The sequence below is a fragment of the Thauera sp. DNT-1 genome, from assembly GCF_055393985.1.
The window spans coordinates 3,272,663-3,286,653 of sequence record NZ_AP043752.1; the positions used below are offsets into that span (position 1 = coordinate 3,272,663).

Below are 13,991 nucleotides of genomic sequence, written 5' to 3' on the forward strand. Positions count from 1 at the left end.
CGGACCGAACCAAGAAGATCTGCTTTGCTTATCAGCGGCGAGCGCATATCCATATTGACTCTGGCGCGGTGCCGGCCACCTCCGGGATGGTCCGCAGGCGGTGGCCGGTCGCCCCAGGGGCTTGGTCAATCGCCGCCGTGTCGTTACAGCCCGAACAGCCGCGCCGCGTTGCCGTACAGCGCCTTGTCCAGCGCCGACTCGCGCAGGCCCAGCTCGAGGAAGTCGCCGATCGACTGGCGGATCGGGCGGAAGGGGTAGGACGAGCCGAACAGGAACTGATCCGCCATGAAGCCGTTCGCCGCCTCCACATAGGCCTTGCTACCGGCGACGAAGAGGTACATGTCGGGCACGAGGTGGATGTTCTCGTAGCGGAAGGCGAGGCCGATCGCCTGCGCCACGTTCGGCCACCAGCCGTGGTAGCTCACGATCGGCAGTTGCGGAAACGCCCGCGCCACGTTGGCCAGCGGCGCCGGGTCGTTGAAGCGCGGGTCGGGCGTGGTCGGGCCGGTCATCAGGAACACCGGCACGCCGAGCTGCGCGCACACCTCGTAGATCGGAAAGTACGCCGGGTCATCGACGTGGTGGGCGGGGCTGCCGAAGCCCGGTTCGATGTCGATGCCCGCCAGCCCGAGGTCGCGGATCGCGCGCTCGGCCTCCTCCACTGCGGCACGCCCCTGGATCACCGGATCGACGCCGGCGATGCCGAGCAGCTCGTCATGGCCGTGCGTGATGCGGTGGATCAGTTCGCTCGGCAGGTGCTGCGACGGCGTGTGGCGACCGACCACGACGGCCTTGCTCAGCCCCGCGTCGCGCACTTCGGCGAGGAAACCCTCCTGTGTGTGGGAACGCGTGAAGTGCTCGTCGCTGCCGCGTGTGCCCACGCGCCGGTTGAGCCAGCGCGCGGTATCGTATTCGGGTGTGCCCGGCGTGGCCCCGAAGAAGTCGTGCAGGAAAGCCGGCCGGCAGCGCATGTCGATGACTTTCATGCCGCCGCCTTCACCGCTGCCGGGGTCCTGACCGTGCTCTGGTCGAACGGGCCGCCGGTGATCACCTGATCCTGGATCGTCACCGGCGCCTTGCCTGGCAGCAGCGGGAACACCAGCTCGGCGAAGCGCCAGGCTTCCTCGAGATGCGGATAGCCGGAGAGGACGAAGCTGTCGACGCCCAGATCGGCATATTCCCTGAGGCGCGTCGCCACGGTGTGCGGATCGCCCACCAGCGCCGTGCCCGCACCGCCGCGCACCAGGCCCACGCCCGCCCACAGGTTGGGGCTGACCTCGAGCTTGTCGCGCCGGCCGCCGTGCAGCGCAGCCATGCGGCGCTGGCCTTCGGAATCCATCGTCGCGAAGCGCGCCTGCACCTTGGCGATGGTGTCATCGTCGAGGCGGCTGATGAGCTTGTCGGCCTCGGCCCAGGCTTCCTCGTTGGTCTCGCGCACGATCACGTGCAGGCGGACGCCGAAGCGGACCTTGCGCCCGCGCTTCGCCGCACGCGCACGCACGTCGGCGATCTTCTCGGCCACCGCCGCGGGCGGCTCGCCCCAGGTCAGGTAGGCGTCGACATGCTCGGCCGCGAGGTCGTGGGCGGCGTTCGACGAGCCGCCGAAATACAGCGGCGGGTAGGGTTTCTGCAGCGCGGGAAAGAGCAGTTGCGCGTCCTTCACCTTGTGATGTCCGCCCTCGTAATCGACCGTCTCGCCCTGCAGCAGTCGGCGCCAGATGGTGAGGAACTCGCTCGCCTCGTCGTAGCGCGCGTCGTGGTCGAGGAAGATGCCGTCGCCGGCCAGCTCCGCGGAGTCGCCGCCCGCCACCACGTTGAGCAGCAGCCGGCCCCGGGTGGCCTGGTCCAGTGTCGCCGCCATGCGTGCGGCGGCGGTCGGCTTGGTCAGCGCGGTGCGCAGCGCCACCAGCAGCTTGATCTTACGCGTCACCGGCGCCACGCTGCCCGCCACCACCCAGGGGTCGAGGCAGCCGCTGCCGGTGGGGATCAGGATGCCGTCGTAGCCCAGGTTGTCGGCGGTCACCGCGATCTGCTGCATGTATTCGATGCTGACCGGGCGCCCGGAGCTGGACTTGCCGAGGTAGCGCGTGTCGCCGGCGGTGGGCAGGAACCAGAAGATGTCGAGACTCATGTCTTTCCCCGTCCTCAGGCCGCTTCGGCCAGTTCGGGTGCCGGCTTCGCGGCAGCAGCCTTCGCCTCAAGCGCGCGCACCAGCGGCAGCACCTTCTCGCCGAAGTAGGCCACTTCCTCCTGGAAGTGCAGGAAGCCGCTCAGCACCAGATCCACGCCGACCGCCTTCGGCGCGACGATGCGCTCGGCGATCTGCTGCGGCGTGCCGATCAGGTTGGTCTTGAAGCCGTCGTTATACTGCACCAGATCCTGGAAGGTGGACTTGGCCCAGTTGCCTTCGCCTTCCGGGCTCGCCTTGCCGGCCTGCTTCACCGCGTCGCCGAAGGCATTGACCGCCTCCGGGTCGGCCTTGTCGATGATCTCCTGCAGCACCGCCTGCGCCTCTTCCTCTGTGTCGCGGGCGATGATGAAGGCATTGACGCCGACCTTGACCCGGTGCCCGTTGGCGGCCGCCTTGGCGCGGATATCGTCGACCTGCGCCTTGATGCCTTCGACGGTGTTGCCGTTGGTGAAATACCAGTCGGACACCCGGGAAGCCATGTCGCGCGCGGCGCGCGAACTGCCGCCCTGGAAGATCTCCGGATGCGGCTGCTGCAGGGGCTTGGGCTTCAAGGTGTAGTCGTGGAAGCGGTAGAAGTCGCCCTTGTAGGTGAAGTTGTCCTGGGTCCAGATGCCCTTGAGCACCTCGATGAACTCCTGCGAGCGGCGATAGCGCTCGTCGTGTTCCAGCCAGGGCTCGCCGATGCCGTGGAACTCGCCGCGGAACCAGCCCGACACCACATTGACCGCCACGCGGCCGCCGGTGAGTTGGTCGATGGTGGCGATCTGCTTGGCCAGCACCGCCGGATGCCACGGCCCGGGCAGCACCGCGGCGATCACGCGCAGCTTTTCGGTCGCGGCCAAGAGCGCATGGCTGATCGCCACCGACTCGTGCTGGTATTCGGCGCCATAGCCGGCGGTGAAGCGGATCTGCGACAGGGCGTAGTCGAAACCTGCGTGCTCGGCGATCTGCGCCAGCTTGCGGTTGTAGTCGATGTCCCAGCTCGTGCGCTGCTCGATCTTGCTGACGACCAGCCCGCCACTGACGTTGGGCACCCAGTAGGCGAATTTGATGTTGTCGCGACTCATGTGCGTGTTTCCTTGTCTGTCGATCCGGGGGGTCAGGCGGCCGCGCGCGCGTTCTTGAGCACGCTCGAGACGACGGGCGCGCGGGGGCGCAGGAAGGGGCGCGCCCGCTCGGCCGCGAGGTCGATGCGCGCCTGCAGCGCCGGGCTGGTGATCTGATAGCCCTGGATTTCGGCCTCGCTGCCATACACGCCGATCGGCAGCGTATGGGCCTGGAAGAAGCTGAACAGCGGGCGAAGCTGGTGCTCGATGACCAGCGCGTGGCGGTCGCTGCCGCCGGTGGCGGCCAGCAGCACCGGCACGTCGATCAGCGCGTTGTGGTCGACGAAATCGAACAGGTGCTTGAACAGCCCGGTGAAGGAGGCGCGATACACCGGGCTCGCCACCACCAGGAAGTCCGCCGCTTCGATCGCGGCGATGTCGGCCTTGACCTCATCGGGCAACTGCGAGGGGTAGAGCGCGCCGGCCAGCTTGGGGCCGACGGTGCCGAGTTCGATCAGGCGCACGTCGATCGAAGCCTGCTCGCCCAGGGCGTCGATCAGCGCTTCGACGACGGTCAGGGTGCGGGAGGGACGTTGCAGGCCGCCGGAAACGGCCACGACTTTGATGGGCTTGCTCATGCTTTCACCTTTGTGGGTTGTGTGCGGCGTGCCAGGGTTGGCACTTGCATGAGCATTAGCACGGTGCGTGCCAGGAGCTTTGTGCTTGTAAAACAGTGGCTTGAGAATATGGCGTCGACGCTGCTGCTGGCGCCGCAGCAGAGGCCGGATCGAACTGCTGCTCACGCAGCAGCTGCGCCTCCAGCCCGGAATGGCGCGATATGCCGTGCATCGCGCCAAAAGGAGTGGTGTTCGGCGCGGTCGGGATTCATCACGCCAAAAACGCCGATCCCGCCACTATGAGCGCGGCGGGATCGGTATTTGCATGATTGCAGGGTGGAGGGGGTGGCGCCGATCCGTTCGGCGCGGGTCTTCAGCCCCGCTTGTTCAGCCTCAGCGCCAGCCGGTCGCCGCCGAACTGGATCACGGTCACCAGCGCCACCAGCAGCACGATCACGGTCAGCATCACGTCGGTGTCGAAGCGCTGATAGCCGTAGCGGTAGGCGAGGTCGCCCAGCCCGCCGGCGCCGATCGCACCCGCCACCGCCGAGGCGTTGATCATGCTCACCAGCGTGATGGTGAACCCGGCGACGATGCCCGGCCGGGCCTCGGGCAGCAGCACGTGCCAGATGATGTGCCAGCGCTTGCAGCCCATCGCCTGCGCCGCTTCGATCAGGCCGCGGTCCACCTCGCGCAGGCTGACCTCGGCGATGCGGGCGAAGAAGGGGACCGCGGCCGCACTCAGCGGCACGATCGCGGCCCACACCCCGTAGCTGGTGCCGACGAGCAGGCGGGTGATCGGGATCATCGCCACCATCAGGATCAGGAACGGAATCGAGCGGACGACGTTCACCACGCTGCCGAGCACGCTGTTGGCCCAGCGCGCCGCGAAGATGCCGTCGCGCGCGGTGGCGACCAGGATCAGCGCCAGCGGGATGCCGAGCAGCAGCGTGATCAGCGACGACACGCCGATCATCACGAAGGTCTCCCAGGCGCCGGTGAGCAGCCGATCAATGAGCAAGGGCGACATAACCCAGTCCTCCCACCTTGTCGGCCAGGCCGCGTGCGCGGCGGATGATGTCCGCGGCCGGTTCGCTCGAATCCACGCTCACCAGCAGATGGCCCTGCGCCCGCCCCTGGATGCGGTCGATGCCTCCATGCACGAGCCGGGTGCCGGCGCCCAGCACGCTGGCGATCGACAGCAGGTCGGGGTCGCGGCGGCTGACGCCGGTGAAGTGCAGGTCGAGCAGCAGCGCGCGCGCTTCCGCGCTGCGCTCGGGGTGGATGCGGCCGTTGAGGTCGTCGGGCAGGTCGTGATGCACGGTGCCGAGCAGGCTGCGCGTGACCTCGTGCTGCGGGTCGCCGAACACCTGCCACACCGGGCCTTGCTCCACCACGCGGCCGCGTTCCAGCACCACCACGCGGTGGCAGATCTCGTGGATCACCTCCATCTCGTGGGTGATCAGCACGACGGTGAGGCCCAGGCGCTGGTTGATGTCCTTCAGCAGCGCGAGGATGGCCTGGGTGCTCTCCGGGTCGAGCGCCGAGGTCGCCTCGTCGCACAGCAGGATCTCGGGCTGGTGCACCAGGGCGCGCGCGATGCCCACGCGCTGCTTCTGCCCGCCCGACAACTGCGCCGGATACCTGTCGCGCTTCTCGGTCAGGCCGACCAGCTCCAGCAGCTCGGCCACACGGCGCTCGATGTCGGCCGCGCTCGTGCCCGCCACCTTCAGCGGCAGGGCCACGTTCTGCCACACTGTCTTCGCCGACATCAGGTTGAAGTGCTGGAAGATCATGCCGACGCGCCGGCGCAGGCCGACGAGCTCGTTCTCGTCCAGTGTCGCGATGTCGCGCCCGTCGATCAGCACCTTGCCGCTGCTCGGGTCTTCGAGCCGGTTCAGGGTGCGGATCAGCGAGGACTTGCCGGCGCCGCTGCGGCCGATGATGCCGAAGATCTCGCCGCGCTGGATGTCGAGGTCGATGTCTTCCAGCGCGGTGACCGCGCCGCGGCCGGTGTCGTAGGTCTTGCCGATCGCCTCCAGCCGGATGTGGGCGAGCGACTGCTCGATGCGGGTTGCAAGCCGGTCCATGGTGTCAGTGCTCCCAGGCCGCGGTGTAGAACTTGCCGGAATGCTTGTCGAGCGCGGCGCGCACCGCCGGCGAGGTCTGGTAGATGCGCACGAACTTCTGCAGGCGCGGGTCATCCTTCCCTTCCGGACGGGTGACGAACTGCAGCGCATACACCTTCTGGTCCTGGCCGTCGAAGATCAGCGCCTTGGCCGGGTCGATCGTGCCGGCCAGCTTCAGGTAATGCGGCATGCCCTGCGCCAGGTCGAAGTCATCGAGCGCGCGCGCCAGTTGCACCGCTTCGAGTTCGATGATCCTGAGCTTCTTCGGGTTGTCGACGATGTCGGCCTGGGTGGTCTTGTAGCCGGTGCCCGGCTTGAGCCTGATCAGCCCGGCCTTCTCCAGCAGTTGCAGGCCGCGCGCGCCATTGACCGCGTCGCCGGCGATCGCCACCTTGGCGCCCACCGGGATGTCGGCCAGCGCGTTGTGCTTCTTCGAGTACAGGCCGACGTTGTTGATGATGCCGATCGCGGCCGGCACCAGGTTGAAGCCGCCCGCCTTGTTGGCGTTCTCGAGGAAGGGGATGTGCTGGAAGTAGTTGGCGTCGATGTCGCCCTTGGCGACCGTGAGGTTGGGCGTGTTCCAGTCGGTGAACTCGACCAGCTCGACCTTCACGCCCTGTGCGGCGGCTTCCTGCACCGCGACCTCTAGCGCCGGCACGAAGGCCGCGGTGGTGCCGAGCTTGAGCGGCTTGTCGGTGGCGGCCTGGGCGAGGCCGATCGTGGAGGTCGCAAGGGCGGCGACGGCGAAGGTCTTCAGCCACTTGGCGGCGGTGCGGGGGAATGCGTTGTTCTTGCTCATGGTGGGCTCCTGGATGGGGATCGGTAAAAGGACTGACTGCGTGCAGATCAACCTGAAGCCCATGGAGCAAGAGCGATGCCAGAAGAAAAGGTGCTTTAAAACAGGCGCTTGAGTTTTTGCAGAGGTGTGGCGGCTGTCCGGATTTCAGCGCGTTTGTGGTTGCAGTGCACCATCGGCAGCAGCAGGACGGGGGCGGGCCAGCGCGTGGTTTCACCCGATCCAGGTGACCCGCCGATTCGCGGATTGGCTACATGCCCGATCGAAGTCGCCGATGCGATGACCGTTTGGGAGCGGTCCGGGTAGACTCCCGACGATTCGGTGCGCCCGTGCGGCCATCGCCGCGCACCCGAACCACTCGCATTCCAGGACGCATGCATGAGCGCCAGCTTTCAACAACTCGCCAACTTCATCTGGTCCGTCGCCGATCTGCTGCGTGGCCCCTACCGCCCGCCGCAGTACGAGCGCGTGATGCTGCCGCTGACCGTGCTGCGCCGCTTCGACGCCGTGCTGGCGCCCAGCAAGGACGCTGTGCTCAAGCGCCACGCCGAACTGAGCGCGAAGAAGATCGCCAACATCGACGCCATCCTCAACAACCTGGCCAAGGATGAGCACGGCAACCCGCTGGGCTTTCACAACCACAGCCAGCTCGATTTCCACAAGCTCAAGGGCGACCCGGAGAACATCGGCCGCCATCTGGCCGACTACATCGACGGGTTCTCCGAGAACATCCGCCGGATCTTCGAACGCTTCGAGTTCGACAAGGAGATCGAGAAGCTCGAGGAATCCAATCGCCTCTACCAGGTCGTCGCCCGGTTCGCCGAGATCGACCTGCATCCGCGCAAGGTCGACAACATCACCATGGGCCTGGTATTCGAAGACCTGATCCGGCGCTTCAACGAAGCCGCCAACGAAACTGCCGGCGACCACTTCACCCCGCGCGAAGTCATCCAGCTCATGGTCAACCTGCTGCTGGAGCCCGACACCAGCGTGCTCACCCAGGCCGGCGTCATCGTCACCATCTGCGACCCGGCCTGCGGCACCGGCGGGATGCTGGCCGAGGCGCAGAACTGGATCCGCGCCCACAACGAGCAAGCCACGGTCAAGGTGTATGGGCAGGACTACAACCCGCGCTCCTACGCCGTCGCAGCCTCCGACCTGCTGATCAAGGGCCAGCGCGACAGCCGGGTCGAACTCGGCAACACCCTGATCGACGATCGCTTTGCGGATATGCCCTCGTTCGACTACCTGCTCGCCAACCCGCCCTTTGGTGTGGACTGGAAAGCCGAAAAGAAGGTGATCGACCGCTGGACCGACTTCCGCGGCTACAGCGGCAAGCTGCCGCGGATCAACGATGGCGCCTTGCTCTTCCTGCTGCACATGATCAGCAAGTTCGCCGACTACGCGCCCGGCAACAAGGACCTGCCCGGTTCGCGTGCGGCCGTCGTCTTCAACGGCTCGCCGCTTTTTACCGGCGGGGCCGGCAGCGGCGAGAGCGACATCCGGCGCTGGATCATCGAGCGCGACATGCTCGAAGCCATCGTCGCCCTGCCCGAGCAGATGTTCTACAACACTGGGATCGGCACCTTCATCTGGGTGGTCAGCAACCGCAAGGCCGCCCAACGCAAGGGCAGGATCCAGCTCATCGACGCCCGCGCGCGCTACACGCCGATGAAGCGCAGCCTGGGCGACAAGCGCCGCTACCTCGATCAGGCTGCCCTCGATGCCGTCACCCGCGAGCACGGCGGCATGGCTGACGGCGAGACCAGCCGCGTGTTCGACAACACCGACTTCGGCTACCGCCGCATCACCGTGCTGCGCCCGCTGCGCCTGCGCTTCCAGATCACCCAGGATGCGCGCGAGCGCTTTCTGAATGCCTGCCCCGAACTGTTCGACGCCCTGCAGGCGGTGCGCGACGCGCTCGGCGACGAGCCGCTGCTGGACTGGAACCAGGCCTGGGACGCCGTACAGCAGGTGTTCATGGACTTGCCCGATGAGGTCGAGGGCTGGGCCAAGGGCGCGAAGGGCACGGCGCAGAAGAAGATCTTCCGCGACTGCTTCACCACCGTGGACCCCGAGGCCGCGCCGGTCATCGCCAGGCACCACAAGGTCGAGCCGCTCGACCTCGCCGCGCTGTTCCCCGGCCAGGCCTTATCCGCTGACGTCACGAAGGCCGAGCTGTACGCGCTTTTGGGTCTGTACGCCGATGGCAAGGGTAAGCACATCGAGTACGAACCCGATCCGGCGCTGAAGGACGCGGAGAACATCCCGGTGAAGGAGGACATCGTCGGCTACGTGCTGCGCGAGGTGCGCCCCTACGTGACCGACGCCTGGATCGACCGCGAGACGCTGGACGAGCAGGACGGCGGCATCGGCAAGGTCGGCTACGAGATCAACTTCAACCGCGTGTTCTTCCAGTACCAGCCACCGCGCCCGCTGCACGAGATCGACGCCGAGCTGGCGGAGGTCGAGAAGGAGATCCTGGACTTGCTGCGGGAGGTGACGGAGTGACGGCGCAGGAACTGCTGGAGCAGCTCAATCTGCTCGATGAAAGCGAGCGCATCGAGGCGAAGTCCGCCAGTGAGATCGGCAAGTCGCTGCTGGAAACCGTCTGCGCCTTTGCCAACGAGCCCGGCCTCGGCGGTGGCTGGGTGTTGCTTGGCGTGGCAAGGGAGGAGTTGGCGCTCTTTCCAAGCTATGAGGTCCAGGGCCTGGATCAGCCGGACAAGCTGAGTGCCGATCTGGCCAGCCAGGCTGCCAGCAAGTTCAACCGCCCCCTGCGTCTGGATATCCAGACCGAGGCGGTGAACGGCAAACCGGTGATCCTCGCGTTTGTGCCGGAAGCGGCACCCCAGGACAAGCCCATCTACTTCAAGGCCCAGGGGCTTCCGCGCGGTGCTTTCCGGCGGATCGGCAGCACCGATCAGCACTGCAACGAAGAAGACCTGATTGCCCTGTACCAGAACCGGCAACTGGAGAGCTTCGATTCAGGCCTGGTGCCGGATGCCGACCAGGACGATTTCTCGCCCGATGCCATCGCCGACTACCGCCAGTCCCGTCGCGATGCCAACCCGGATGCAGAAGAATTGCGCTGGTCGGATGACGAACTGCTGCAGGCGCTGGGCTGCGTGCGAAAGAACGAGCGCGGCGAGTGGCAGCCGACCGTAGCCGGCCTGCTGCTGTTCGGTAAGCAGGTGGCCTTGCGCCGCAGCTTTCCCATGACACGGGTCGACTACATCCGCGTGCCCGGCCGCGACTGGGTGCCCGACCCCGAGCGCCGCTTCGATAGCATCGAGCTGCGTGACCCACTGATCCGGCTGATCAGGCGGGTGCAAGCCGCCATTCTGGACGATCTGCCCAAGGCCTTCGGGCTGGCTGAAGGCGACCTGCAACGCAAGGACAGCCCAGTGGTGCCGCAGCGCGTCATTCGCGAGGCGGTGGTCAACGCCCTGATGCACCGCAGCTATCGAAGCCACGCGCCAATCCAGATCATCCGCTACAGCAACCGGCTGGAGATCCGCAACCCGGGCTTCTCGCTCAAGTCGCCGGAGCATCTGGGCGAACCCGGGTCGATCCCGCGCAACCCCAAGCTCGCCGCCGCCCTATACGACACCCGTTTTGCCGAGACCAAGGGCAGCGGCGTGCGCGTCATGCGCGAAATGTGCGAGCAAGCCGGGCTTGCGCCACCGCTGTTCGAGTCCGATCGCGAACGCGAGCAGTTCGTTGTCCGTCTGTTCTTCCACCACTTCTTGGGGCCGGACGATCTGGCCTGGCTCGGGCAGTTCAAGGATCTGCAGTTGTCCGATGCCGAGGCCCGTGCCCTGGTCGTGACTCGCGAGGTCGGTGCCATGGACAACGCCACCTGGCGTGAGATCAACAAGGTCGACACACTCGCCGCCAGCCACGGACTGAAGAAGCTGCGTGACGCTGGCCTGCTGCAGCAGAACGGCCGCGGCTCGGCGACCTGGTACAAGCCCACGGCCTACATGCTGGGGAGCGATGAAGACGTGGCAGGCGATGACGAAGGCTTGTCTAGTGACCCAGGCGGCTTATCTAGTAACCCCGAGGGCTTATCTAGCAACCCCGAGGGCTTATCTAGCAACCCCGAGGGCTTATCTAGCAACCCTCGCAGCTTATCCAGCAACCCCGATCCGGCCGCACAAGCGGTCAGGCGTGCCTTGCTGAACGAGTTGCCAGGGGAACTGGCCGCTCAGGTCGGCAGTCTCGGCCAACGCCGCCCGCCCAAGGACGTGCGTGAAGTTGTCTTCCGGCTCTGCCAGCAGCGCGACTATCGCGCTGAAGAACTGTCCCAACTGCTGGTGCGCAATGTCGAAACGGTGCGCCAGAACTACCTGCGCCCCCTGCTGCGTGCCGGTCGCATCGTCATGGCCCGTCCAGACAAACCGAACGACCCCGACCAGGCCTACCGGGCGGTGCAAGTGCCATGATCCCGTCAGTCCACCATGCAAGCAGGGCAGGCAGCGGGATCAGCGCCTGTTGTGTGTTCGTCCGATGCCTGCCGATTCGGGAGGCGCTGTCTCCCGAATCGGCAGGGCGGCTTCCGGCTCAGACGGAGTCGCTAGGCGTCTCCCGGATTGTGGGGACGCTGCCCCCGCAATCCGCAACGGCTGCCCACACCATCCTGCCGCGCACCGACAAGCATCACGCCCTCGTCGAGTACGCCTTGGCCGGCATCGACAAGCAACTGTTCGTGTCGACATACCTGCTCGAACTGCCGCAGAAGGAAGAGATGCAGTTGTTCATCGATGAGCAGTTGCGGGAGGTCGGGGAGTGAGTTCACAGGAATGGAAAACCATCCCGCTACGCTACGTTTGCGAGTTGAATCCGTCGGTCCCTTTCGACGAGTTTGACGACGACGATGACCTCACCTTTCTCCCAATGGACAGGGTGAAGTGCGGGTACTTCATCCCGAATTCCGAAAAGTTCTCGAAGTACGGCTCTTCCTACACTGCCTTCGAGGATGGCGATATCGTCCTGGCGAAGGTCACGCCCTGCTTCGAGAACGGCAACATCGCCGTAGCAGAGCACCTTGTCGGTGGGAAGGGCTTTGGTAGCTCGGAACTGTTCGTGATCCGCCCGACGGTCGCCGAGCGCAGGTTCCTCTTCTATTACTTTCAGTCTTCGATCTTCAAGCAGGATGGCGAGGCCTCCATGACGGGCGCGGGCGGACTCAAGCGCGTGTCGCCCGACGTGCTCCGTCAGCACCGTCTGCCATTCCCGAGCCAGGATGTTCAGCGCCTCATCGCCAACTACCTCGACCGCGAAACCGCCCGCATCGACCGGCTGATTGCCGCCAAGGAGCGCATGCTCGCGCTGCTGGAAGAAAAGCGCGCCGCCCTCATCAGCCGAGTCGTCACCCGCGGCCTCGACCCCGACGCCCCGCTCAAACCCTCCGGCCAGGAATGGCTGGGCGAGATTCCGACGCACTGGGGATTGCAGCGTTTGAAGCAGCTTGCCGAGGTTCGAGGTGGATTGACCTTGGGTAAGCAGTACTCCGGTGAATTGCTGGAGTACCCGTATTTGCGCGTCGCAAATGTTCAGGATGGTTACCTTGACTTGGACGATGTTCTGACTGTTGAGGTGCCCGCATCCGAGGCCGCGTCGAACCTTCTCGCGAAGGGTGATGTGTTGATGAACGAGGGTGGCGACATCGACAAGCTCGGTCGTGGCTGTGTATGGCGGGATGAGATCGCACCTTGCCTCCATCAAAACCATGTGTTCGCGGTCAGGCCTCATTCGGTCGACTCCGACTGGCTCGCCCTATGGACGTCGACGCTGGAAGCAAAGCGTTACTTCGAGAGTCGCGCCAAGCGCTCGACTAATCTGGCGTCCATATCTGGATCGAACATCAAGGAGCTTCCAGTTCCGTTGCCGCCGATAGAGGAGCAACTGGCAATACGGCAGTTCCTGGCCGACAGACGCCACCGACTCGAGAAAATCCGTAGTGAATTGCGGCAGTCCCTGCACCTGCTGAAAGAGCGCCGCGCCGCGCTGATCACCGCCGCGGTCACCGGCCAGATTCCGCTGGAGGAGATGAGCGCATGAAATTCGAAACCTTCCAGGCGGGCCGCTGGCAGCCGCGCTACCAGTACAAGAGCTTCGAGCCGGTGCCGGTCAACCACGAGTGGACCTGGGAAGACGCCACGATCAACGCCTTGCTGGAGCAGGCCACCCAGGCGCTGGGGGAGCTGAATGCGTTTTCGCTGATCGTTCCCGACATCGATCTGTTCATCGAAATGCACGTGGTCAAGGAGGCACAGACTTCCAGCAAGATCGAGGGCACGCAAACGGCCATTGACGAGGCCTTGATGTCCGAAGACCAGATCCGGCCCGAGAAGCGCGACGACTGGCGTGAGGTGCGCAACTACATCGATGCGGTCAACCTGGCCATTGACGAGTTGCAGCGCCTGCCCTTGTCCAACCGGTTGCTGAAGCAGACCCACGCCACGCTGATGCGCGGGGTGCGGGGCGAGCACAAGCTGCCGGGCGAATTCCGCGCCAGCCAGAACTGGATCGGCGGCTCCAGTCTGGCCGATGCGGCCTTCGTACCGCCGCACCATGAAGGCGTGCCCGAGCTGATGGGCGACCTGGAGAAGTTCTGGCACAACGAAGCGGTGGTGGTGCCGCATCTGGTGCGCGTCGCCATCAGCCACTACCAGTTCGAGACGATTCACCCCTTTCTGGACGGCAATGGCCGAATCGGGCGGCTGATGATTCCGCTCTACCTCATCAGCCACGGGCTGCTGGCCAAGCCCTCGCTGTACCTGTCGGATTTTTTCGAGCGCAACCGGGCCAGCTATTACGACGCGCTGATGCGGGTGCGCACCAGCAACGACCTGATTCACTGGGTGCGGTTCTTCCTGAATGGGGTGACGCAGACCGCGGTCAAGGGGCGCGACACCTTTCGGCAGATCCTGTCGTTGCGCACCGAAGTGGAGCACGCAGCGCTGGACATGGGCCGCCGCGCGGCCATGGCCCGCGATGCGCTGAACCTGCTGTACCGGCGCCCCATCGTGGCCGCGGCCGACCTGGAGCGGGCGCTGGGCGTGTCCACACCCACGGCCAATACGCTGATCAAGGCGCTGATCGAGCGGCACGTGCTGGTGGAGATCACCGGCCAGCAGCGCGGCAGGGTTTATGCCTTTGACCGTTACCTTAAGCTGTTCACAAGTTAAAGTTAGCGCTGAATAT

Annotated in this window: 12 protein-coding genes; 5 read left to right on the top strand and 7 right to left on the bottom strand. The window is 65.6% G+C overall.

Annotation, left to right across the window (positions count from 1 at the left end; translation table 11 throughout):
* Positions 1-143: 143 nt before the first annotated feature.
* The 7 genes from ACZ5PP_RS15105 to ACZ5PP_RS15135 all read right to left on the bottom strand — a co-directional run bounded on the left by ACZ5PP_RS15105 (position 144) and on the right by ACZ5PP_RS15135 (position 6,782).
* Positions 144-986 carry an amidohydrolase family protein gene (locus ACZ5PP_RS15105; protein WP_004302314.1) on the bottom strand — a complete coding sequence of 281 codons (843 nt, stop codon included), beginning with the start codon at positions 984-986 and terminating at the stop codon, positions 144-146.
* Positions 983-2,131 (bottom strand): FMNH2-dependent alkanesulfonate monooxygenase, encoded by a 1,149-nt coding sequence (gene ssuD / locus ACZ5PP_RS15110; protein WP_464826202.1) that lies wholly within the window; start codon positions 2,129-2,131, stop codon positions 983-985. The genes ACZ5PP_RS15105 and ssuD overlap by 4 nt, the downstream gene beginning before the upstream one ends.
* Before the next feature lie 14 nt (positions 2,132-2,145).
* Complete coding sequence (gene sfnG, locus ACZ5PP_RS15115; RefSeq protein WP_464826203.1) at positions 2,146-3,258, bottom strand: dimethylsulfone monooxygenase SfnG; 1,113 nt, start codon at positions 3,256-3,258, stop codon at positions 2,146-2,148.
* Positions 3,259-3,290: 32 nt separating this feature from the next.
* On the bottom strand, positions 3,291-3,875 hold the full coding sequence (gene msuE, locus ACZ5PP_RS15120) for an FMN reductase (RefSeq protein WP_004302319.1): 585 nt from the start codon (positions 3,873-3,875) through the stop codon (positions 3,291-3,293).
* Between the two features lie 352 nt (positions 3,876-4,227).
* Positions 4,228-4,884 carry a methionine ABC transporter permease gene (locus ACZ5PP_RS15125; RefSeq protein ID WP_004302320.1) on the bottom strand — a complete coding sequence of 219 codons (657 nt, stop codon included), beginning with the start codon at positions 4,882-4,884 and terminating at the stop codon, positions 4,228-4,230.
* Positions 4,865-5,944: a methionine ABC transporter ATP-binding protein gene (locus ACZ5PP_RS15130; protein ID WP_273421263.1), complete on the bottom strand. Its 1,080-nt coding sequence runs from the start codon at positions 5,942-5,944 to the stop codon at positions 4,865-4,867. Before ACZ5PP_RS15130 ends, ACZ5PP_RS15125 begins: the two co-directional genes overlap by 20 nt.
* 4 nt (positions 5,945-5,948) lie before the next feature.
* Positions 5,949-6,782 carry a MetQ/NlpA family ABC transporter substrate-binding protein gene (locus tag ACZ5PP_RS15135; RefSeq protein WP_273421260.1) on the bottom strand — a complete coding sequence of 278 codons (834 nt, stop codon included), beginning with the start codon at positions 6,780-6,782 and terminating at the stop codon, positions 5,949-5,951.
* Positions 6,783-7,157: 375 nt separating this feature from the next.
* Here ACZ5PP_RS15135 and ACZ5PP_RS15140 point away from each other — a divergent pair, with 375 nt between their 5' ends.
* The 5 genes from ACZ5PP_RS15140 to ACZ5PP_RS15160 are packed head-to-tail and all read left to right on the top strand — an operon-like array spanning position 7,158 to position 13,975.
* Positions 7,158-9,290 carry a type I restriction-modification system subunit M gene (locus ACZ5PP_RS15140; protein WP_464826204.1) on the top strand — a complete coding sequence of 711 codons (2,133 nt, stop codon included), beginning with the start codon at positions 7,158-7,160 and terminating at the stop codon, positions 9,288-9,290.
* Positions 9,287-11,227, top strand: a complete 1,941-nt coding sequence (locus ACZ5PP_RS15145; RefSeq protein WP_464826205.1) for an ATP-binding protein — start codon at positions 9,287-9,289, stop codon at positions 11,225-11,227. The genes ACZ5PP_RS15140 and ACZ5PP_RS15145 overlap by 4 nt, the downstream gene beginning before the upstream one ends.
* Complete coding sequence (locus ACZ5PP_RS15150) at positions 11,224-11,574, top strand: hypothetical protein (RefSeq protein WP_464826206.1); 351 nt, start codon at positions 11,224-11,226, stop codon at positions 11,572-11,574. Before ACZ5PP_RS15145 ends, ACZ5PP_RS15150 begins: the two co-directional genes overlap by 4 nt.
* The gene (locus ACZ5PP_RS15155; protein ID WP_464826207.1) at positions 11,571-12,845 is read left to right on the top strand and encodes a restriction endonuclease subunit S; all 1,275 of its coding nucleotides are present in this window, start codon (positions 11,571-11,573) and stop codon (positions 12,843-12,845) included. The genes ACZ5PP_RS15150 and ACZ5PP_RS15155 overlap by 4 nt, the downstream gene beginning before the upstream one ends.
* Positions 12,842-13,975, top strand: coding sequence for a Fic family protein (locus ACZ5PP_RS15160; protein WP_138861362.1), 1,134 nt, complete (start codon positions 12,842-12,844; stop codon positions 13,973-13,975). The genes ACZ5PP_RS15155 and ACZ5PP_RS15160 overlap by 4 nt, the downstream gene beginning before the upstream one ends.
* Positions 13,976-13,991: the final 16 nt, after the last annotated feature.